This window comes from Seonamhaeicola sediminis (genome assembly GCF_004358095.2).
GTDB classification, from domain to species: domain Bacteria; phylum Bacteroidota; class Bacteroidia; order Flavobacteriales; family Flavobacteriaceae; genus Seonamhaeicola; species Seonamhaeicola sediminis.
Genome location: NZ_SMZJ02000001.1, coordinates 684,094 through 705,607, shown reverse-complemented (window position 1 = coordinate 705,607; position 21,514 = coordinate 684,094). Strand labels below are relative to the sequence as shown.

The following is a 21,514-nucleotide window of genomic DNA, read 5'->3' as shown; positions in this document are numbered from 1 at the left end:
ATTGAGCCCTTTTTCGGTTAATAGCAAACCAACCCTGTTACTTACTAAGCATTAATAATTCATTGCAAAGTATTTCAGTAACATATCTCTTTTCACCCTCTTTGGTTTCATAAGTTCTGTTTGTAAGTTTTCCTTCAACAGCAATTTCTTTACCTTTGGTAATGTAGTTTTCAACCACATTTACTAAACCACCCTTAACAACAACATTGTGCCAATAAGCGCGTTCTACTTTGTTACCATTTTTGTCTTTGTAACTATCATCTGTGGCCAGCGTGAATTTTGCCATTTTGTTACCGTCTGAGAAGTTAATAATTTCAGGATCTTGACCTAATCTTCCAATCAACTGTACTTTGTTTCTAAGTGCGTTCATAATTTTAAATTTAATTGTTAAACAGTTAATACTATCGAGTACTAAGACATCGACACTGCAAATATGTTACTGTTTTCATTTGTTATTCGGTTATTACTTATTTAAAATCGTTTGTAAATGTTTGTAGTCATTTGTAAACGGATATTAGTTTTTTACTATATTAGCGTTGGGCTTGCGGTAAATTGCATATAACGGTCTATTTATTTTTTAAAATGAATCTCTCAAAACACATCAAATGACAACATTTAACAAAGAAGAATGGAAAATCTTAAAACGTGATTATTGGAAAGAAAACGAAGTTTATCAAGTTTCTAACCATGGTAGAGTTATACGATACAAAATAAACCCAAAAGGGGAGTTTTTTAAATTCTCTATAGTCTCTGGAGGCTATGAAGCTTTTACAGCTATTAAAAAAAATAAGAAAAGTGATTTACAATATATACATAGGGTTGTAGCAGAACTATTTATAGAAAATCCTGAAAAAAAGCGATTTGTAATTCATAAAGATTTTGATAAATCTAACAACCATTACGCTAATCTTAACTGGGCAACACAAAAAGAATTGGTAAAACACAACTTAAAAAACCCGTTGGTAATAGCATCAAAAGAACGCAAGAAAAACAATCCTCCTTATTCAAAATTATCCGAAGGAAAAGTAAAAATAATTAAACGAAAAATATTTGACCCCAATAGAAAAACCCGATTACGATTAATAGCCAAACAGTTTGGTATATCTGAAATGCAATTGTACCGAATAAAGACAGGTGAAAATTGGGGTCATGTAACAGACTTTTGATATGACGCATAAACAATGTCCTGAGTGTGGTAATAAAATTGTGGGTAGAATTGATAAAAAGTTTTGTAGCGATGCCTGTAGAAACGCTTACAATAACAGAGTTAACAAAGACAGTAAAAACCTAATTAGAAATACCAACAACAGGTTAAGAAAGAACTACCGGATTTTAGAAAATCTCAACCCAAATGGTAAAACAAAATTATCTAGAGCAAAACTTGTAGAGCGTGGTTTCGATTTTAATTACTTTACAAGTATCTATACTACTAAAGTAGGAACCATATATTATTTTGTTTATGATCAGGGCTACTTGCCTTTAGACAATGACTATTTTGCTTTGGTAAAAAGGGAAAGTTAAAATTGTAACTGTTTTCACCATAAACCTACATATAACTATAATTTAGCTCATGATGTTAGCCAACAACACAGCAGATGTTATTTTTCCCGTTTTAATCATTACTGGTTTTATTATTTTTGGCTATTGCACTTATTATTTTGGAAGAAAACAAACCATTTTAAGACAACTAAAGAAATTTCAATTTAAAAGTATACCGCAGTTTAGATATAATGACTTAACTAAAATCACTGGTAAAGTTTTACATGCTCATGAACCTTTTGTAGCTCCTTTTAGCAAACGAAAATGTGTGGCTTATCTTTTTAAAATTCAGCAGAAGGTAGGTTCAGGAAAACATTCCCGTTGGAAAACTATAGTTGAACAAGAGGATATACAAGATTTTTTTATTGAAGAAAACGGAGAGGTTGTTATGATTAAGCCGGTAAAAGTCCCTAAAAACTATTTTAATTATCTAGATGAAGACAACAGTATTTCTTCAGGCTTTTTAAATGACCCTTCCCCAGAATTTAAGAAAGTCCTGAAGCATTATAACATTAATAGCGAAAACTATTTTGGCTTTAACAAAACATTACGCTATTCTGAAAGGATTTTAGAAGTTGGCGAAACTGTTACAGTAGCAGGTATAGCCAAATGGAAATCAATTAAAGAACCCATTGAAGGGTATAACTACTCCAAAATTGCGGCTCTTGAGAACAATGATTCCCAAAAACTTATTATTACAGATTTACCAGAAGCCAGAAAAAGCAGATGGAATTACTAGGCTACTTCCACCAATTCTGTCCTTTGAGGGTCATAGCTGCCTTAAGTACGTCTTTCTGACTTATCTGACCTACCAACTTGCCATTTTCTACAATAGGGAAACGCCTGCGTTTAGCATTTAAAAACTTATTGGCAGCATCAAAAATATTCATGTTGCCATCAATGGTTTCAATATTGGTAGCCATGTGTTTTTCAATAGTTTTGTCTTGCATGGGCATATTGTAGTAACGGCTTTCACTTATTTGCTTAATGCAGTCGCCTTCAGAAATAATACCTATTAATTCATGCTTATCATTAACTACGGGGCCACCAGAAATTCGGTTCTTTATAAGGGTTTGCATAACGCTTTCAATGGTTTGATCTGGGGTGAACGTAATTAAATTTCGGGTCATATAATCACTTACCTTTAAAGGAGTATTATCTGCTTCATTTGTTCGTTGCCTTCTGGCGCCTTGAAAACTTTTTATTGCCATGATTCTTTGTTTTGATATTAATAAATGTAAATATTTTTTTTGAGTTTTCCTAAAAGATAAATTTATCATAGAATACCGCTTGTTTCTATTTTTGGCATTATTTGTGCTTCTGGGTAACGGGAAATAATAGTTATTTCCTAAAATAATTAGCATTCTTTTAAGAATTTAAATGTTAATTTTTTTTAGCTTTAGCCCGTTAAAAATTTAACATAAGGAAACCGTAAGGTTCCATATTTACAACTAAGACATTTAAACACATGAAAAGATTATTAGGATTGATGATATTGGTGAGTAGTTTTACAATGAATGCTCAAAGCAATGATGCTCTAATTGCTCATTATCAAGCATATTACAAACAAATGAAACAACAGGGTGATATTCAGGGGATTATAAATGCCATGACACATTTAAATGTGCTTTCACCATCTGAAGCAAGAAAGGATACTTTAGCATATATATATATGGACCAAGGTATGAATAATCAAGCTATAAATACCATTGGTTATGAAATGAAAGTAGATGATTCTGATATTGCTATACAAGTAAAGGCACTAGCTTTAAAAGCATTGAAACAACCCAAATTAGCGATTCCTTTTTTTGAACAAATGTTTAAAAGAGAACCTAATCCTTTAGTTGCCTATGAATTGGCTGAATTAAATATACAACTGCAAAATGCTACTGAGGCCGAAAAGCATATTAATTATGGGTTGGTTAACTCTAAAGCCGATATGAAAAAGGCCTTTTTTGAAAGTCAATCACCCTATGAGGTTCCGTTAAAAGCTGCCTTTATGTACTTAAATGCCATCAATACATTTTCAAAGGATAAAAAAGCCAATATTGATGCAGCGGTTGATATTTTAGATGCTACGCTAAAAGAAGCACCAAATTTTAAGATGATTCAGGTCACCAAAAATGAATTGTTAAGGCAAAAACAAATTTTACAAGCTCAGGCAGAACAATCTAAGAATTAGTATATATTTAATACAAAAACAGAGGCGTACCAAAGGTGCGCCTCTGTTTTTGTATGCTGTTATTTCTAATTTTTATTTAAAATGTTTATTGCCTTGAAAATCTTTGGTTTTTCCTTTTTTGCCTTTCATATTAAGAGAATAAGTAATCCCCAATTCAATGATAGGGCCATTTCTTTCGTATAAGGTCTCTTGATAGAATATTTGCTGGTTAGCGGCGTTAAATGCATTGGTGTCTAAACCTTCATCATTTTGAGCAAAAATATCCAAACCTCTAATGGCTATATCCCACGCATCTGTTGGTTGATAACTCAAGGCAATGTTTGAAACTGTAAAAGGGTCGTTTTGACCTTGCGATGTAACAGTTCTTGATATTCTGCTAAAATCATAAGTAAACCTTAATTTATCAGAAATGGTAAAATTAGCATTTCCCTTTAAAGACCAGTTAGTGCTATTTTGGTCTACATTAAACCCAAAAACTTCACCTTTAATTTGGTAGTTATACAAAGAGCTACCTATAAAGAATTTAGCCCAAGAACTAGGAATTAAGTTAATATTTAATTCCGCTCCTAATGAGGTTGAATTACCTGCATTGGTGTAAGACCGTATGAGTACATCTTCATTAAGAATAGCATTTAATTCTGGGTTTTCGGTAGCAGTTGTTACTGTGTTTACTCTAAAAACGGTATTGTCTGTGCCTCTGTAAAATCCAGTTAAACTAAAAGTGTTTTTACCTTTTGAAGTTTCATAAGTAATTTCAGCGTTGTTTAAATATTCAGACTCTAGCTCGGGATCCCCTACAACATAAACCTCAAAATGGCGGCGGTATAAAAATGGTGCTAATTTTGTAACTGATGCACGATTTATTCTACGGCTTCCTGCTAAAGTTAAATTATCGGTGTCACTAATCTTGTAATTAAGATGTGCTGACGGGAATAAATCTAGTTGTTTTTGGATATAATTTTTTTCTAAATCGGCTCCAAAAATAGGGACATAATCTGTGGTTCCATTTTCCAAGGTTTGGTATCCATATTCGGCTCTTAAGCCTAAAATGTAACTTAGCTTTCCTTTAGTTGCAGAATAATCTACATAGGCAGCATAAACTGTTCTTGATAAATCAATGGTGTTGTTTAAGTTTTTTGTAACCAACGTGTTGTTAAACTTAAACGAACCTTCAATATTGGTGTATTGAATTTGAGCCCCTGTTCCAAAACTGCTAGATTCATCAATTTGTTTTTCATAATCGGCATTAAAACGTAATCCTTTTAAAGGTGTATTGTCTGATAATGAATAGTCATCGGCTTGAAATGCATTTGCAAAATTGTTTTCAATATCATTATCTACTTCAGCCCTGGTATTATAGAAATAATTTTTGTTATTGAGTGCTCTACTTAATTTTGAAGCTTCATAAGCAAAAGCAGTTTTAAAGGAAGCATTATTGGCTAAATCAACTATGTAATCTATATTGAATGTATTGTACTCACCATATCGGTTATCAACATTTGGATTGTACATAAATTGTTCTGTAGTCAGATCTTTGTTAGATTGGTCAGCATCTGCATAAAAGGTGTTGTAAATATAATAGGCGGCTCTACCTTCGTTTCTGTTTCCGTAGAAATATGAGAGTGATAATTTTTTAGAGTCTGATAAATCAAGATCAATACCAGCATTGGCGGTATAGTTTTCATACCATTCTGGGCGTTGCCCATTTTTGGCATTCATATGGAAGAAGTCCCCCTGTGGTTCGTTAACAAAAACCCGGGCTTCTCCTGAGCGTTTTCCATTTACGTTCCTCATATTGTAATTGAAGCCACCATAAAGCGTTATGTTATTCGTTCCGTAGGTAATATTAAAACCACCACCGTAACGATCATCTTTTAAATCATGACCACTATATACATCAGTTATATTTGCCCATGGCGAACTACCAAGGAGTCCATTTACAGAAACCGATAGACCTTGATTAATGCTTTTCTTGGTAGTAATATTTATAATACCTCCTTTTCCTTGTGCATCATATCGTGCTGTAGGAACTGTAATGACATCAATTTTACTGATATTGTTTGATTGAATTTGCCCCAATAAAACGGACGGCCTTACGTTGGTTGGTTTTCCATTTAAATACACCATAAAATCACTGGTGCCCCTAACCGATACATTTCCGCTCGGGTCTACGGTAATTGAAGGTAGTTTATTTAAAACATCTGCTGCATTTCCACCTTTTGCAGTTTCAAAATCACTTACATTATAAACTTTTCTGTCAATTTTATTGGTAGAAGTTTTGGATTGAACTTTAACGGTAACTGCATCTAAAGATTCTATTTGAGGGTCTAATAAAACTAAACCAAGATTCACATTGGGTTCACTTTTTGAAATAGTTATGTTGTCAATGATTTTAGTTTGGTAACCTATAAACGAAACCTGCACAGTGTAGTTTCCAAACGCAACATTTTCTATTATAAACTGACCATTATCTGACGAAATACTACCTTTAACGGTTTCATTGCTATTTGCTTTTAAAACAACAATGGTAGCAAAAGGAATGACCTCATTTGAGTTTTTCTCTGCTATAGCACCTTGAACAATTCCCTTTTGAGCAAAAGCAAATACAGTAAATAATAAAAAAAGTAAAAAAAATAAAAATTTCGTTTTCATGTATTTTAGTTTGGCAGTAAACTTGAATTTGGGCGCAAAAATAGTTTAATTGTTTTACATAGAGAGGTAAAAGTTTTACATCAAGTAATAAATTATTTTTTATATTCAACCCTTGATAAAATACATGTGTTATAAAATTAAAATGTTGCATGTAGTATTTTTGTAAATTGCAAAACTTAAAAACTAGGTTTAATAAATTATGGTTACTCTAAAACAGTTGGCAAGAGAATTGAATGTTTCAATTTCAACAGTCTCAAAAGCCCTTAATAATAGTGAGGAGATTGGGGAGGAAACTGTGAGACGAGTTAAAGAGCTTGCAGAACTTTATAACTATAAACCTAATAAGGTAGCTTTAAGTTTAAAACAGAATAAAACCAAAACTATAGGTGTTATTATCCCCAATATTTTAAATCATTTTCTAGCTAAAGTGCTTTTTGGAATAGAAAGAGAAGCAACCAAATTGGGTTATAACATTATTACCTGTATCTCAAACGAGTCTTTAGAAAAGGAAAAAGAAAGTCTTCAAATTTTGGCCAATGGTAGTGTAGATGGATTTATTTTGGCTGTAGCCCAAGAGACTCAAATGAAAAATGAGGTAGATCATTTTAAAAAAGCTATTGCCCAAGGATTGCCTATAGTAATGTTTGATAGAGTGGCTCATGATGTAATGTGTGATAAAGTTATTGTTGATGATTTTGATGCTACTTACAATGCTACAAAAGGATTGCTTGCAGAAAATAGAAAACAAATTGCTTTTGTAAGTAGTATAGAAGATTTAAGCGTTGGCAAGCTAAGGGAACGTGGTTATGTAAAAGCTATTTTAGAAAATAAAAAACAAGACCCTATACTACTGAAAATAAAAAAGAAGGATGACCATCAAAAGAAAATAAAGTCGTTTTTAAAAAAGAACAAAAGCGTTGATGGTGTAATTTCTGCCGATAGCTCTTCTGGAATCATTGCTATAAATGCTGCTGTTAATTTGGGTAAAAAAGTGCCCAGAGATTTATCAGTTATTGGTTTTTCTAGTAAATCTGATGCTATTCATGCTTTTCCAAGATTAACAACAATTAGGCAACATGCTAAAGCCATTGGAGCAGAGGCGGCTCATATGCTCATTCATAGACTTCAAAACATACACCTAAATGAAGACGTTAAGACTAAAATTGTAAAAACAAGTTTGGTTGATAATAAATCTACAAAAACTAAGTAGATAGTCTAATTTTAATGGTTTTACCGTTTATCGATGTATTTCATCGTAAAAAAATGTATTTCATCGATTATTTTGCTTTTTCATTGTCTCTTAAACCTAATTTAGTGTCATCTTAACGAGCATTCATTATCCCCTCAAGCTCATTAAGACAATTAATCCATTTTTAGATCAATTTATTGGTCGATTCCCTCAAAAATTTACAAATTAAATCTGTACACTCATTTGTGTTCGGTTTAAAGTTAATTATTCCATTTTTCCCTCAATAGAGATTTTGTTAATCAAAGTCTTAGTTAAAGAATTTTATTAAAAATTTTAAATAGAAAAATAGTTTAACCTTAAATCGAATTAATATGAAAGCCCTAAAACTTACTTTAATTGCAGCTGTATTGCTAGTAGCCTTTTCCTCTTGTACTAAACAAGACTTAAATGAAGATGATGTCCTTATTGATGATACGCAATCTGTTTATTTTACAGGTGGCGGTTTTGACAAATAAAAATTTATATACATTTATTTGAAGGCTCTTTATAAATTTATAAAGAGCCTTTTTATTTTCTAGGTCTTAAAAATTATAAATACATTTGAAGTAATTGAACTTTAAACATTTACTTTTTGAGGCGTTTTTTTATACTTATACCATTATTTCTCTATTTGATAAGCGTAAATGCTCAAGATAAAAATAATAATTTCGAGTTAATAGATTCAATAAAAGTGAATGTTATTAATTCAAATGTAATAGATTCTACCTTAATAGCAAATGCTTATTACAACATAGGCGAATTGTACAGATATAGTGTAAAACCTGATAGTGCATATTATTATTATCGTAAAGCGGAAAAATTCTATCGAAATAGGAGAGATAATTACAGGTTAGCACTCACATTATATGGTATAGCGGTCATACAAAAGAATGAAAAGGATTATACTGGTAGTGAATTGTCTTCAATCGAAGCTATTTCAATTCTAAATGAATTAAATGAAACTGAGAATATAATTAAATATAAATCTAATATCTATAATAATTTAGGTTTAGTATTTGGCCAATTAGGTCAGTTTAAAGAGTCTGTAGAGTACTTTATCAAATCTTTAGATTTTGAAAATAGACTAACAAGTCAGGACAAAATAAGTACATACATGACGAAAAATAATTTGGCCTTAACCTATAAGAAATCAGGGGACTATGATTTGGCTCTGGATTTTTTTGGAGAAATTTTGAGCGATAAAAACCTAGTTAATGAGTTTCCGGCTTTATATGTTGTTGTATTAGATAATTATGCGCATACATTGCATTTATCAAATAATAATGATGAAATACCTGAACTTTATTTAAAAGCTTTAAAAATTTCCGATAGTATAAAACCTGATTCATACAGCTCTATTCAAATTAATCAGCATTTGGCTGAATATTATCATTATAAAAACAATAAAGATTCATCAAGATACTATGCTTATAAGGCAAGAGAAGTTGCTGAGAAGTATTCTAGAGATGAATTATTAACTTCCTTACTGTTATTGTCAAAAATTGAAGAAGGAGAGAAATCTGTAAAACACTTACGAGAGTATGTTCAATTAAACGATAGTTTACAAAAAGCAGAAAGAAGAATTAGAAATAAATTTGCCAGAATTAGATTTGAAACCGAACAGATTGAACAAGAAAATAAACAGATAGCAAAAGAACGTATGTGGCTTTTTATAATCTCAGTAGTAGTTATCATGGCGTCTTTTTTACTGTATTTAGTAGTAACCCAAAGAAACAAGAATAAGGAATTGCAGTTCATTCAAAAGCAACAAGAAACTAATGAGGAAATTTACAATCTTATGTTATCTCAAAATGAAAGTATTGAAGAAGCCAGAACACTTGAAAAAAAGCGAATATCAGAAGAATTACACGATGGTGTTTTAGGACGTCTTTTTGGAACCAGATTGAGTTTAGATAGCTTAAATTTTAACAATACGCCAGAGGCTATTAAAACCAGAGGGCAGTACATTGAAGAATTAAAATCCATTGAACAAGATATTAGAAAAGTGTCTCATGAATTAAATACTGATTTTGTCTCAGGGAGGGGTTTTATAGATATTATTAAAACACTTGTTGAAACTCAAACGTTGGCTTATAAATTAGAGTATAACTTAACCTATGATGATTCCATAAATTGGGATGATATTAGTAACAAAAAGAAAATTCATGTTTATAGATTAATTCAAGAAACACTGCATAATATCTATAAACATGCTCAAGCAACTAAAGTAGATATTAGTTTTAAATTAAAAAAAGATGTAATTTGCTTGACAATAACAGATGATGGTTCTGGGTTTGATGTTAATAAAGCCAAATCAGGTATTGGCTTGAAAAATATGAACTCTAGAATTAAAGAAATTAAAGGTCAACTAAATATAACATCAGAAAAAGATATAGGTACAAAAGTTGTAATTGAAGTCCCAATACCCTAACCAGTTCAAACCATGACTGAAACAATTAAAATCTTAATGATTGATGACCACCCCATGATTATTGAAGGTTATCAAAACACATTACAATTCACAAAAAAGGAAACCCAAGAATTACTCATTGATATTGCAAATAACTGTGATGAGGCAGTTACTTATATGGATAAGTCTATAAAGCAGGAAAGACCTTATGACATACTTTTTGTAGACATTAGCTTACCGCCATCATCTGATGGATCAATGAACTCAGGAGAGGATTTAGCAGAATATGCAAGAAAAGTTTTGCCAGAAGCCAAAATAGTGATTCTCACCATGTTTAATGAGTCATTCAGGATTCATAACATCATTAAAAACATTAACCCTGAAGGCTTTTTAATTAAAAGCGATTTAACCTCTAGTGAGTTAGCAAGTGCATTTCAAGCAGTACTCAATAATCCTCCTTTTTACAGTGGTACAGTAAATAGTCACATAAGAAAAGCCATTTCTAGCGATATTGTAATTGATGAAAAAAATCGCAAGATTTTACATTTATTGTCTCAAGGTGTAAAAACCAAAAATTTGGCAACACATTTAGATATTTCATTAAGTGCTGTGGAGAAACGAAAAAAGCAATTGAAAGAATTGTTCTTTGTTGAAGATGGTCAAGATGAAACATTGTTAAACGAAGCTAGAAAGAAAGGTTTTGTTTAGTTCAAACTGTTATTAAAAAACGCAAAGGAAGTTTATAAAAAAAAATTAAAAATTGTTGATGTCTGGAATTCAACATTATATTTAAAAACTACCTATAAACCGTAAAGTAGTTACGGTTTTTCCGCAGTTCAATTACAAGGGTATTACTTATCTTTGATTGTCAACACTTCAAAAAATTAATTAATCCCTCAATTTTTTTTTGTTGATAATAGCAATTTACAGGCCCTGTGGAGGTGAGAGACCCACAGGGTCACTTCTTTATAGTCAAAAAATAACGCTACTATTATCCCAAATAATACCAATAAAGAATCCAAAATAAATAACAGCGACCATAAATTTTATAAAAGCCGAAGTTAAAAATCCAATAAAAGATCCAAACGCTGCCTTAGTAGCAGTTTTAGAATCACTTTTATTAAGTAACTCACCAAGATAAGCTCCTAAAAAAGGTCCAATAATAACACCAAAAGGAATGGGAGCAATGAGTCCTACAACTAATCCTATAGAGGTTCCAATCATACCATATTTTGTGCCACCAAAACGTTTGGTACCAATAGCAGGAATAATATAGTCTAGCAACCAGATAAGTATGGCAATAATAAGGGTAATAATCAAAAATGATTTATCCATTGGAACCGATTTTGATAAGTGAACTATGAGCAGTCCAACCCAACTGGTTAATGGTCCTGGAAGTACAGGTAAAAAGCTGCCAATAACTCCTAAAATCATTAATAAGGCAGCAATAATAATTAATATAATATCCATAAAACTTAAATTAAATGCTATTAAGTAAGACGTTATTAGAACTCAATTGTTACATTTTAACTAAAAAATTAGTTTAAACTAATTTTTTAGTTATATTTGTAAAACTAAATATTTAGTTGAATAGTTAAATGAAATAAAAAATGAAGCAACTCACCAAGGCAGAAGAAGACATTATGCAAATACTTTGGCAGTTAAAAAAAGCCAACGTAAAGTCTGTAATAGAACAAATTCCAGAGCCTAAACCGGCGTATAATACGGTGTCAACCATTGTTAGAATTCTGGAGAGTAAGGGTTTTGTGGGGTATGAAAAGCAAGGAAAAGGTCATGTTTACTTTCCTGTTGTAGAAAAACAAGATTACAGTAACCAAACCATTAATAAATTGGTAGATAATTATTTTCAAGGATCTTTTAAAAGTATGGTGTCATTCTTTGTAAAAAAAAATGATATGAGTATAAAAGATTTAGAGTCTGTTTTAAAAGAAATAAACAAAAAAGACGCCTAATCATGTTTCAGTATTTAATTCAAACCATTGCGTTCCAGCTATTCTTTTTAATGGTTTATGATTTCCTATTAAAACGAGAGACTTTTTTTAATTGGAACAGAGTTTACCTATTAGGAACCGCGATAATATCACTCATAATACCATTGATAAAAATTGAAGGTTTTAAGAATGTGGTCTCTAAAGAATACATCATAACACTTCCTCAAGTATTTCTTGGCAAGGTACGACCAGAAGCAAATATTCTTTTACTTGAGCCTACAATTATATCACAACAGCCAGTGTGGTCTTGGGATATGATTTTCTTAATAGGAATAGCCATAGCTACATTGCTTTTTATATTTAAGTTAATAAAAATGGTTTTAATATTAGCTAAAAACCCAAAGTATAAGGTTAATAATTTCTATATAGTTAAATTGTTACATAGTAGTGCGGCTTTTTCTTTTTTTAAATACATTTTTTTAGGAGAACTTATAACAGAGGCAGATAAAAAAACTATTTTAAAACACGAAATGGTGCATGTTAAACAATATCATTCAGCAGATTTACTATTATTTGAAATTCTAAGAATCTTATTTTGGTTTAATCCACTTATATACATGTACCAAGGCAGAATAGTAGCGCTTCATGAGTTTATTGCAGATGCCAAATCAGTAAATACAGAAAACAAAAAGGTCTATTATGAAAACCTATTGTCACAGGTTTTTGATACCAAAAAAATATCATTCATCAATCCATTTTTTAAACAATCATTAATCAAAAAACGAATCGTTATGTTACAAAAATCAAAATCAAAACAAATTCATTTATTAAAGTATTCTTTGTTAATTCCTGTAATTTTAGGTATGCTAATTTATACTTCATGCTCAAGTCAATCAAATGAAAAAGAATCTTCTATTTCAAATCAAATAGAAATATTGAAATCAATGGTTGAAAAGAATAATGGAGTTTTAAGTGAATCAGATAAAGCAGAACTCTTTAAACTAATTAATGGAAAAGAAATAGGAAAGTGGAAAGTTGTTGAAGGCGTTTTTAACCCGAATACAAATGAAATAGATGTTCCATTTGCAGTTATTGACCAAGCCCCATTATTCCCGGGTTGTGAAGGTTTGGAAAAAGAGAATCAAAAAGGATGCATGTCAAAATCAATCTCTGAATTTGTTGCTAATAATTTTAATACTAAAATAGCCAATGAACATAATTTGACAGGTAGGCAACGTATCAATGTAATATTTAAAGTTGATACTGAAGGTCAAGTTACAGGAGTAAGAGCTAGAGCGCCTCATCCAGCCTTAGAGGAAGAAGCAATTAGAGTCATTAACTCGTTACCAAAAATGATTCCTGGAGAGCACAAAGGTAAAAAAGTTAATGTACCTTATAACTTGCCAATTATTTTTGAGGTAGCCGAGGATATGCCAAAAGTAGATAAAGAATAAAATTCCTTTAGGTAAAGATTTAAAACCGAAGTATTGGCTTCGGTTTTTTTATTTTATCAAATGCTTTAAACTCAGAAAAAATCGTACTTTTCGGGTACAGTTATAATCCATGAAGTACACATTTGTTTTTTCAATGCTTTTATTACTTACTTCCTGTAAGTATTTTGATGTTGAAAAAACAACTTCTGAGGCTATTTTAAACGAGGAATTAAAAACCTTTGATTGGAACGATGTTGATACTTATCCATCGTTTTCTGAATGTGATTCTTTAATTTCTAAATCAGAAAAAAAACAGTGTTTTCAACATCATTTATCTTCTCATATTTTAAAGTTTTTGCAAGACGAAGTTATTGTTGTAACCAAAGATATTCACGATACACTTAATCTTCATTTTAAGGTGTCTGAAAAAGGTGTTTTAACACTATTGGACACAAAGGTTGATAGTTTAACAATAAAAGAAATTCCTAATATCAATGAGCTAATCAATAATAGTTTAAATTCTTTACCCACAATTTATGCTGCTATCAAACATGACCAATACGTAAAGACCGAGTTTGAACTGCCCATTGTTATAAAAGTAGAATAGAAGAAAGCTTTCTATGTTATAGGTTTAACTTATATCCAGCAGCAATATTTACTGGAAAATTATCACTATTACTGGCAAAAACAGCAAAAAGTTCATTGTAAATTAAAGATATAAAACTATTTTCTGAGACTTTTATGTCACTTCCAATTCCAAAACTAAAGGGTACCCTAAAGGCACTGTTTTTTTCATTAATAGAACGATCATTAACTTCAATCGTTTGCTTGGAAAAAGTATAAGTAGCCGCATTAAGGTTGGTATAAAGATTGAATGTTTCCTTGTTAATAAATCTGAATCTATGACCAAGAGCTAAAACAGTTGAAACAAATTTATAGTCGTTACTTTCAAGAGCATGTGAGATATTAAAAAAACCAGATTGTAAGGGCAACGGTTTTTTTTCAAAAACTTCTAACTCAACACTAAAAAAGGGTGCTTTAGTATTGTTTATGTTTTCCATAAAAGGATGATTACTTAAACCAGCAAAAACTCCCAACCTAGTTTGAGCAGTAACTTTTTCATCAGTATATGTATATCTTCTGGTGCCATTGGAGTTATAAGCTTTAATAAACTGCTTTATACTATAGCGGCCAAAACCTACATCTTCTAAAGACATACTAGAATCTTTGGTAAGTTTGCCTAATACAGTTTTGTATTCATTATTAAAGCTGTTATCATTATTTTTTGTGTTTTTTAGCTCGTGTAAGGTGTTGTTTGTACTCCTTACAAATAGCCTAAGAGAATCTTTTGTTCTATGGGAAAGAAGGTCTATTTTACCTTCTACTTCAATTTTAACAAACAATGTTTTGTTATTAATAGTTATTTGTTCTTGTGCAGTTATAATTGAAATGTAGGTTATTGAAAATAGAAGTAAAAGGAAAAAGTTTTTCATATTACTGCGGTATTGGGTATATGTAAATTTATAAAAATTATTAATACACCTATCTTTTAAATGTCCTCCCTTTCCATTTATAGTTTTTAAATAATGATAGAAAAGTGATGTAAACAGTAAAAAAAGGATACAATACAAAGGCAAATGGATAACTTAAAAGCACCTCTTTTTGATTAAAAAATGAAGCCGATTTATAAATTAAAATAAAATCAACAAGAAGCTTTATAATTATCAAATAAAGGAAGATTTTTAAATTGAAAAGACCTAAAATGGATAGTAACACTAGGGTAATTATAAGAGCGTTAGTTAATAAAACAATAAGTCCAGTAAGCTTACCAAACCAGTTATTATAAGCACTTGTTTTTGAGGCCCAACGTAGTCGCTGTTCAATTAGTAAAGTCCATGAGGACTGAGGTTTGGTATTTACAATACCATGTTCGCTTTTTAAATAATGAACATGATTAGGATAAGTTTTACTAATTTTTTCTAATAAAAAGATGTCATCGCCACTAGCAATGTTGGTATTGCCTTGAAATCCGTTTACCTTTTCAAAAACAGATTTTCTATACGCAAAATTAGCTCCATTGCATAAGAAAGCCTTTTTAATTCCAAAACCTCCAATAGTGGCGCCTTGTAAGCTTAAAAGGTCAAGTAGTTGAAATCTGTTTAAAAATGTTTTTGAATTAGAATAGGTAACTGGAGCAACAATACATTTTACTTTTTTCTGTTGGATAAACTCATCAAAATTATTAAGCCAATTTTGTGGCAGAATACAATCGGCATCTGTGGTAATTATCCAGTCATTTTTGGCCTGTTTTATAGCTGATGTTATAGCATCTTTTTTTGGTGAATTTGAAGTTCTTTCATTTTTAATTACCCTAATGTTAATTCGAGTATTTTCGTTTAACGAAAATGTATCGAGAACTTGCTTTATTACGGTAACAGAATTATCATTAGATTGGTCATCTACAAAAATAATTTCATACGAACTGTTTGGATATTCTAATTGAGATATGGATTTGAGAAGATTAGGTAAATTTTCTGCCTCATTTCTAAAGGGGATTACTATTGTAAAGGTGTTTTTTTTAGGTAAGTCTTTTAGTTTAAAAGGAGGTACTTTATCAAATCCAAAGGCAAACGTTCCAATTAAAAACAAGTAAAAGAATATTATTATAATACTTACTATTACCACTGCTTAACTATTGGTTTTGGGTAGATTAAAATTAAGCACGTAGTAGCTCCCAAACAAGCTTGGAAGAACAAAATTAAGCAGCCACATTAAGGTTGTTATGCTTAAAATAGTTAGTTCATCAACTTGAATAAAAGAGAATATAAACAGTGCTACACTTCCTTTAATAATAACATCAAAAATAAAAATAGAAGGAATAATAGATGCTAATAAATACATAGAAGTAATTAGTGTCATAGCGTTAAAATAATTTGTTTCAACTTTAAAAATTTGAAGTAAAAAATAAAATTGAAACGAAAAAGTTATATATCGTAAAACGGATAGTTTTATAGTAGTAGATGCCGTTTTTTTGGGAAACTTTACAATCGAGTTTTTAATTTTTTCAATGGAGAGTCCTTTGATAGTAAACGTACTGTTTTTTATTCTAAAAACAGCAATGGTACATACTAATAAAATAATAAATATAAAGCTTCCTATTTTGTAATAATCTAGATCAATTTTGTAATTAAAAATAAAAAATAACAGTCCTATTGTCCCAAAAAAAGTGGTAACTAACATTTGGCTCAAATTACCCAATAGATTTAAGAATATCACCTTTTTTCTAAAGTTACCTGAAAAGTAAATGGTTTTTGCAACGTATTCACCTATTCGGTTTGGAGTAAAAAGAGATGCAGTTAATGCTCCTAAATTTTGTTCTAAGGCATTTTTAAAAGATATTTTTTTAAAAATGCCTACTAATTTTTGCCATTTAAAAATTTCTAAAAACCAGTTTAAAAGAGTTAAAATGAGCAAAACAATGATGTTTTTTAATGAAAAAACATCATTGTTTGATAAGAAACTAATAAAAATACTGAAATTTAAATTTACATTATTTGTTAGTTTATTAAAGATATAATAAAAAGCTCCAGTCACAATACTTACTTTAATTAGTACAAAAAAGAATTGCTTAGTTTTGTATGTAACCAAATTATTCATGAATACAAATAAAACCATTATTTAGGTTATGAACTTAAACTTTAAAATTTTCAAGTTAGCTTTTGTCTTTCTTTCGTGTTTTTTTGTTACCAATTGTTCATTTTCTCAAGAAGGGACTAGTTTGATGAAAGCACAATTTGGGTTAGGGATTAATAGTCCTTCTAGTTCTGGGTTTGTTGGTGATTTTGAAGGAAAAGGAATTAATTTCCCAACGGTTGATTTAGGATTACAATATATGTTTAGCTCAAGTTTGGGGGCTAAGTTAGATTATAGTTTTAGCAGGGTGTCTAATAATGACAATACACCACAATTTAAATTAAACTATTCTAGGATTAATGCACAATTAATGTATGATGTAAATAATATTTTCACATTTTTACCCCCAAGGGTAGGCGTATTTTTTCATGCAGGTCCAGGTTATTCTACAGTTAAACCATTAGGAAATTATACTGAAAATAAGAAATCATTTCTTAATATTATGGCTGGTATGCAATGTCATTATGGTTTGTCGGATACGCTTTCAATTTATACTGATGTATCATATATCAACGGATTTAGAAAGGATTTTAATCCAATTTCTAGTGGATATGGATCATTTAACGGTAACATGTTAACTGTTACTTTTGGAGTTTCCATTTCTTTAAGTGGATGTTATTTTTGTGATTAATAATGATAGAAGAAAAAATAATATTAGGAATAGACCCCGGAACTACTATCATGGGTTTCGGGCTTATAAAAGTGGTTGGGAAACAAATGCAATTCATACAATTAAATGAATTGGATTTGAAAAAATATACAGATCACTATTTAAAACTTAAACTCATTTTTGAACGTACTATAGAGCTCATTGATACACACAAGCCTGATGAAATAGCTATTGAGGCGCCGTTCTTCGGGAAGAATGTGCAAAGTATGCTAAAGCTAGGTAGAGCCCAAGGGGTGGCTATGGCTGCAGGACTGAGTAGAGAAATTCCAATAACAGAATATCTGCCTAAAAAAATAAAAATGGCCATTACTGGTAACGGTAATGCCAGTAAAGAGCAAGTAGCAAAAATGCTTCAGAGTCTCTTGGGGTTAAAAACTTTACCGAAAAATTTAGATGCTACTGATGGGTTAGCTGCAGCAGTTTGCCATTTTTACAACTATGGAAAGGTAACAGTTGGTAAAAGTTATTCTGGATGGGATGCGTTTGTGAAACAAAATCCTAATAAAGTTGGATGATTTATTTAAGAATAATTTTTGTCTTACTTTTTGCATTAGAATTATATCAAACCAAATTCAAAAAGAAAACAGATAAATGGGTTTGGTTTTTAATAGTTGTGGTATTTGTAATGTATGGTTATGTTATTTATTTAGCCTATAGAAGACGGTTAGTAGTTAAAAGAAAATTTAGTCCTAAGTTTCAGCATCATTTTTCTAAAATATAAATTATCGCTGGTATATATCTACATATCCCTTTTTGCAAACAAGCCTGTTATTATTGCGATTTTCATTTTTCTACATCAATTAAAAAGAAAGATGCGTTAGTACAGTCTTTAATTAAGGAGATTGTTTTAAGAAAGAATGAGCTACAAGGAAAAGTTATTGAAACCATATACTTTGGAGGAGGGACACCTTCATTAATGACAAAAGATGAGTTGCAATTGTTGATTGATGCTATTTATAACCATTTTAAAGTTATTGAAAACCCCGAAATTACTTTAGAAGCTAATCCAGATGATTTAACGCCTGAAAAGATTTTAGATTTGTCAAAATCGGTTGTAAACCGTTTAAGTATTGGAGTTCAATCATTTTTTGAGGACGATTTAAAAATGATGAATAGAGCGCATTCATCAAACGAAGCTAAAGCATGTTTGTCTCTAGCAACGCAACATTTTGACAATATCACTATTGATTTAATTTATGGCATTCCTAATATGTCCTTAGAAAAATGGGATCAAAATTTAGAAATGACTTTTGATTTTGGAATCAATCATATTTCAAGTTATGCGCTTACTGTTGAGCCCAAAACAGCTCTAGATAGTTTCATTAAACAAGGAAAATATCCATCACTTGATGAAACTTTAGCGCTGCAACATTTTAATCATTTAGTTGAAAGGACGCAAAACAAAGGTTTTGTTCAATACGAAATTTCAAACTTTGGGAAACCTAGTTTTTTTTCAAAACACAACACTAGTTACTGGCAAGGAACCTGGTATTTGGGAATTGGTCCTTCGGCACATTCTTTTGTTGGTAATCAGCGTAGTTGGAATGTGGCAAACAATACCAAATACATCAAAGCAATTCAAAATAACGAGTTACCAAATACGGTTGAAACCCTTTCAGGAAAAGATCTGTTTAATGAGTATCTCATGACTGGTTTAAGAACCATGTGGGGGGTGTCTTTAGATAAGGTTAGAAAAGATTTTGGTATGGAATATCTTCAGTATTTAGTAAAGTCATCAGAAAAATATATAGAGCGTGGCTTAGTAGTTATTGAAAACAAAACGAAGCAATCATCTCATGAGATAGAGATAACATCCGCAGAAAACACTTATGAAGATAAAATCCTTAAAATTGCCCAAAAAGGTAAATTTTTAGTAGATGGAATAGCTTCTGAGTTGTTTATGATTTAGTTATATTTGAGAATGATTGCAACCATACAATACAATTCAAGAAAAATACAAATAGATGTGTCTAAGCCTATAGATATTTCCATAGCCATAGATATGTCAAAAAAAAATGTAAATGCTTGGTATATTAACGACCCAAATATTTTTCCTGAAAGTTTTGATAATCAAATTATTAAGGTTTCAGAAGGAGCGGTGGTTAATTTTAATAGTATTCACTTTAACCCTCACGCACATATTACGCATACCGAATGTGTTGGGCATATTACTAATAAAGTACATTCTGTAAACAAAAACATGAAACATTATTTTTTTGTTGCCGAAGTAGTAACTGTTGCTCCAGAGAAAAAAGGAAACGATTTTGTAATTTCAGAAAAGCAGTTAAAAACAGCCTTAAGAAATAAAAAGAGAGATGCCATTGTTATTAGAACACTCCCTAATTTACTGGAAAAAAAGAGTAAGCAATACGCTAATACTAATCCGCCTTATTTGCTAGAAGAAGCTGCCGATTATTTAAAAAACAAGGGTATTAAGCATTTATTGATTGATTTGCCATCAGTAGATAAGGAAAAAGACGACGGAGAACTGCTGGCTCATAATGCATTTTGGAACACCTCTGGAGACATTAGAATGGATGCTACCATAACTGAATTTATTTATGTTCCTAATTCCATTGAAGATGGAGAATATTTGCTAAACCTTATGATTGCACCTTTTGAAAATGATGCTACCCCAAGTAAGCCTATTTTGTATAAAATAATTGAATAGCATGGAAACACTTTTAGCTATTATAGTAAGTGTATTAATAACATTAGCTGCTGTTACCCTATTTAGGGCTGTTAGAAAAAAACAGCTAGTCAATACGCAATCAGTCATTCTTTTAGATAAGATTAAAAAGGTTTGTAAGTTTATTACTGTTGAAGGTGATTTTGCCGAGATTTATCATTATGAAGATGTAAAGCAGAACTTTTTAAAACTCATTTCCAGTAAAAAGAAAGCTTTGGTAGTAATTAATGCTAAAGCTCATGTGGGATATGATTTGTCTAAAATTCAATTGACTTCTGATACCAACAAAAAAACTATAATTTTAAAACATTTTCCGCAACCAGAAGTATTATCAATAGAAACCAACTTAAATTATTACGATAAATCAGACGGTCTCTTTAATAAGTTTGAAGCAGCAGATTTAACCGATTTGTATAACGAAGCTAAAAAACATATTCAGGATAAAATTCCTGAGAGTGGACTCATTCAAATTGCCCAAACCGAAGTAAAAGAAACTATTAAATTAATTGAAGCTATTGTGGAAACTATTGGCTGGAAATTAGAGTATTCATCTCTAAAAATTGAAGATGAAAATCAAAAATTGCTTCAATGAATATAGAACAAATACGTAATTATTGTCTCAGTAAAAAGGCAGCTACCGAAGAATTTCCTTTTGATGAAAACACACTAGTATTTAAAGTTTTGGGTAAAATGTTTTTAATGACACCACTAAATACATGGGAACAAGGTGAAGCTACTATTACTTTAAAATGTGATCCTGAATATACTGAAGAATTACGGAGTGAATATGAAAGTATATATGCTGGTCCTTACGTGAGTAATAAACATTGGAATACCATTGATATTTATAAAGATGAATTACAACCAAAGTTGGTTCTTAAACTTATAGATCATTCTTATGATATGGTAGTAAAAGCAATGACTAAAAAGATGCGCAACACCTTATCAGATCTTTAAATTTTTAAAAATCAATAAATTCTTCTTTTTTTATTGTATATTTATGACTGTCTCCCCCAGATGAAGGTTAATTATTAGCACAAGGATTTACCTAAATCCCTTTTTGTTT

The 21,514-nt window shown here is 30.7% G+C and carries 24 protein-coding genes; 17 read left to right on the top strand and 7 right to left on the bottom strand.

All coding sequences use genetic code 11. The annotated features are described in order from the left end of the window. Positions 1-37 precede the first annotated feature (37 nt). Positions 38-370 (bottom strand): single-stranded DNA-binding protein, encoded by a 333-nt coding sequence (locus tag E1J38_RS02535; RefSeq protein WP_133354212.1) that lies wholly within the window; start codon positions 368-370, stop codon positions 38-40. 235 nt (positions 371-605) lie between these two features. Here E1J38_RS02535 and E1J38_RS02530 point away from each other — a divergent pair, with 235 nt between their 5' ends. Genes E1J38_RS02530 through E1J38_RS02520 form a run of 3 tightly spaced genes read left to right on the top strand, consistent with a single transcriptional unit; the run spans position 606 to position 2,278 of the window. Beyond that, the gene (locus E1J38_RS02530; protein ID WP_133354214.1) at positions 606-1,166 is read left to right on the top strand and encodes an HNH endonuclease; all 561 of its coding nucleotides are present in this window, start codon (positions 606-608) and stop codon (positions 1,164-1,166) included. A 1-nt stretch (position 1,167) separates the two neighbouring features. Further along, complete coding sequence (locus E1J38_RS02525; RefSeq protein ID WP_133354216.1) at positions 1,168-1,521, top strand: DUF2116 family Zn-ribbon domain-containing protein; 354 nt, start codon at positions 1,168-1,170, stop codon at positions 1,519-1,521. Between the two features lie 49 nt (positions 1,522-1,570). Next, entirely contained in the window at positions 1,571-2,278 is a 708-nt protein-coding gene (locus E1J38_RS02520; RefSeq protein ID WP_133354218.1) for a GIDE domain-containing protein, read from the top strand. A gap of 1 nt (position 2,279) precedes the next feature. Here the strand turns inward: E1J38_RS02520 and E1J38_RS02515 are convergent, their stop codons facing one another. Continuing rightward, positions 2,280-2,750, bottom strand: a complete 471-nt coding sequence (locus E1J38_RS02515; protein WP_133354220.1) for a CBS domain-containing protein — start codon at positions 2,748-2,750, stop codon at positions 2,280-2,282. Positions 2,751-3,007: 257 nt separating this feature from the next. Between E1J38_RS02515 and E1J38_RS02510 the strand changes: the two genes are divergently transcribed. Beyond that, a complete protein-coding gene (locus E1J38_RS02510) occupies positions 3,008-3,721 on the top strand; it encodes a tetratricopeptide repeat protein (protein WP_133354222.1) in 714 nt (237 codons plus the stop codon). A 72-nt stretch (positions 3,722-3,793) separates the two neighbouring features. On the opposite strand, the gene E1J38_RS02505 is transcribed toward E1J38_RS02510, so the two are convergent. Then, positions 3,794-6,373 carry a TonB-dependent receptor gene (locus E1J38_RS02505; protein WP_133354224.1) on the bottom strand — a complete coding sequence of 860 codons (2,580 nt, stop codon included), beginning with the start codon at positions 6,371-6,373 and terminating at the stop codon, positions 3,794-3,796. Positions 6,374-6,572: 199 nt separating this feature from the next. On the opposite strand from E1J38_RS02505, the gene E1J38_RS02500 reads away from it, so the two are divergent. The 4 genes from E1J38_RS02500 (at position 6,573) to E1J38_RS02490 (ending at position 10,719) form a co-directional block, all read left to right on the top strand. Next, a complete protein-coding gene (locus E1J38_RS02500) occupies positions 6,573-7,583 on the top strand; it encodes a LacI family DNA-binding transcriptional regulator (RefSeq protein WP_133354226.1) in 1,011 nt (336 codons plus the stop codon). A 350-nt stretch (positions 7,584-7,933) separates the two neighbouring features. Beyond that, the gene (locus tag E1J38_RS15050; protein WP_186525802.1) at positions 7,934-8,077 is read left to right on the top strand and encodes a hypothetical protein; all 144 of its coding nucleotides are present in this window, start codon (positions 7,934-7,936) and stop codon (positions 8,075-8,077) included. 116 nt (positions 8,078-8,193) lie between these two features. Then, positions 8,194-10,032 (top strand): tetratricopeptide repeat-containing sensor histidine kinase, encoded by a 1,839-nt coding sequence (locus tag E1J38_RS02495; protein WP_133354228.1) that lies wholly within the window; start codon positions 8,194-8,196, stop codon positions 10,030-10,032. Positions 10,033-10,044: 12 nt separating this feature from the next. Continuing rightward, the gene (locus E1J38_RS02490; protein ID WP_133354230.1) at positions 10,045-10,719 is read left to right on the top strand and encodes a response regulator; all 675 of its coding nucleotides are present in this window, start codon (positions 10,045-10,047) and stop codon (positions 10,717-10,719) included. 264 nt (positions 10,720-10,983) lie between these two features. Here the strand turns inward: E1J38_RS02490 and E1J38_RS02485 are convergent, their stop codons facing one another. Next, positions 10,984-11,481, bottom strand: coding sequence for a DUF456 domain-containing protein (locus tag E1J38_RS02485; RefSeq protein WP_133354232.1), 498 nt, complete (start codon positions 11,479-11,481; stop codon positions 10,984-10,986). 140 nt (positions 11,482-11,621) lie between these two features. On the opposite strand from E1J38_RS02485, the gene E1J38_RS02480 reads away from it, so the two are divergent. The 3 genes from E1J38_RS02480 (at position 11,622) to E1J38_RS02470 (ending at position 14,003) form a co-directional block, all read left to right on the top strand. Further along, on the top strand, positions 11,622-11,984 hold the full coding sequence (locus E1J38_RS02480; protein WP_133354234.1) for a BlaI/MecI/CopY family transcriptional regulator: 363 nt from the start codon (positions 11,622-11,624) through the stop codon (positions 11,982-11,984). A 2-nt stretch (positions 11,985-11,986) separates the two neighbouring features. Continuing rightward, entirely contained in the window at positions 11,987-13,417 is a 1,431-nt protein-coding gene (locus E1J38_RS02475) for a M56 family metallopeptidase (protein WP_133354236.1), read from the top strand. Positions 13,418-13,526: 109 nt separating this feature from the next. Then, positions 13,527-14,003, top strand: a complete 477-nt coding sequence (locus E1J38_RS02470; RefSeq protein WP_133354238.1) for a hypothetical protein — start codon at positions 13,527-13,529, stop codon at positions 14,001-14,003. A 16-nt stretch (positions 14,004-14,019) separates the two neighbouring features. Here the strand turns inward: E1J38_RS02470 and E1J38_RS02465 are convergent, their stop codons facing one another. Genes E1J38_RS02465 through E1J38_RS02455 form a run of 3 tightly spaced genes read right to left on the bottom strand, consistent with a single transcriptional unit; the run spans position 14,020 to position 17,071 of the window. Further along, positions 14,020-14,889, bottom strand: coding sequence for a hypothetical protein (locus E1J38_RS02465; protein ID WP_133354240.1), 870 nt, complete (start codon positions 14,887-14,889; stop codon positions 14,020-14,022). 49 nt (positions 14,890-14,938) lie between these two features. Further along, a complete protein-coding gene (locus E1J38_RS02460) occupies positions 14,939-16,081 on the bottom strand; it encodes a glycosyltransferase family 2 protein (RefSeq protein WP_133354242.1) in 1,143 nt (380 codons plus the stop codon). Between the two features lie 3 nt (positions 16,082-16,084). Next, the gene (locus E1J38_RS02455) at positions 16,085-17,071 is read right to left on the bottom strand and encodes a lysylphosphatidylglycerol synthase domain-containing protein (RefSeq protein ID WP_255449759.1); all 987 of its coding nucleotides are present in this window, start codon (positions 17,069-17,071) and stop codon (positions 16,085-16,087) included. A 10-nt stretch (positions 17,072-17,081) separates the two neighbouring features. Between E1J38_RS02455 and E1J38_RS02450 the strand changes: the two genes are divergently transcribed. From E1J38_RS02450 to E1J38_RS02425, 6 genes are all read left to right on the top strand, one after another. After that, the gene (locus E1J38_RS02450) at positions 17,082-17,720 is read left to right on the top strand and encodes an outer membrane beta-barrel protein (RefSeq protein ID WP_133354244.1); all 639 of its coding nucleotides are present in this window, start codon (positions 17,082-17,084) and stop codon (positions 17,718-17,720) included. 2 nt (positions 17,721-17,722) lie between these two features. Beyond that, on the top strand, positions 17,723-18,274 hold the full coding sequence (gene ruvC, locus E1J38_RS02445) for a crossover junction endodeoxyribonuclease RuvC (protein ID WP_133354246.1): 552 nt from the start codon (positions 17,723-17,725) through the stop codon (positions 18,272-18,274). A 209-nt stretch (positions 18,275-18,483) separates the two neighbouring features. Next, positions 18,484-19,668, top strand: a complete 1,185-nt coding sequence (gene hemW, locus E1J38_RS02440) for a radical SAM family heme chaperone HemW (protein WP_133354248.1) — start codon at positions 18,484-18,486, stop codon at positions 19,666-19,668. A 12-nt stretch (positions 19,669-19,680) separates the two neighbouring features. Next, positions 19,681-20,430 (top strand): cyclase family protein, encoded by a 750-nt coding sequence (locus tag E1J38_RS02435; protein ID WP_133354250.1) that lies wholly within the window; start codon positions 19,681-19,683, stop codon positions 20,428-20,430. A 1-nt stretch (position 20,431) separates the two neighbouring features. Continuing rightward, positions 20,432-21,040, top strand: coding sequence for a DUF4230 domain-containing protein (locus E1J38_RS02430; RefSeq protein WP_133354252.1), 609 nt, complete (start codon positions 20,432-20,434; stop codon positions 21,038-21,040). Further along, positions 21,037-21,405: an MmcQ/YjbR family DNA-binding protein gene (locus E1J38_RS02425; protein WP_133354254.1), complete on the top strand. Its 369-nt coding sequence runs from the start codon at positions 21,037-21,039 to the stop codon at positions 21,403-21,405. The genes E1J38_RS02430 and E1J38_RS02425 overlap by 4 nt, the downstream gene beginning before the upstream one ends. The last annotated feature ends 109 nt before the right edge of the window (positions 21,406-21,514 follow it).